The sequence below is a fragment of the Bacillus sp. AFS017336 genome (genome assembly GCF_002555445.1).
GTDB lineage: Bacteria > Bacillota > Bacilli > Bacillales > Bacillaceae_G > Gottfriedia.
This window is the reverse complement of sequence record NZ_NUCO01000088.1, coordinates 1-324: the sequence shown is the minus strand read 5'-3', so window position 1 is coordinate 324 and position 324 is coordinate 1. Positions and strand designations below refer to the sequence as shown.

Genomic DNA, 324 nt, shown 5'->3' with positions numbered 1-324 from the left:
CGGAGATCGAGCCGTAGCTCATCGCGCCGGTGGCGAACCGCTTGACGATCTCGGACACCGGCTCGACCTCGTCGATGTCGATCGGGGTGATCCCGGCGGTGTCGAATTCCAGCAGCCCACGCAGGGTCTTGAGCTCCTTGGCCTGGTCGTCGACGGCCTTGGTGTACTCCTTGAACACGTCGTAGCGGCGGGTGCGGGTCGAGTGCTGCAGCCGGAAGACTGTTTCCGGGTTGAACAGGTGCGGCGGGCCTTCGCGGCGCCACTGGTACTCTCCCCCGGTCTCCAGCTCGGCCGGCTGCGCGCCGCCGTCGATCTGCGGGTAGG

The 324-nt window shown here is 67.6% G+C and carries 1 protein-coding gene; it reads right to left on the bottom strand.

What is annotated here, in order from left to right:
- Positions 1–324: glutamate synthase-related protein (locus CN601_RS22195; protein WP_142317408.1), on the bottom strand; the 324-nt coding region annotated here is incomplete at both ends.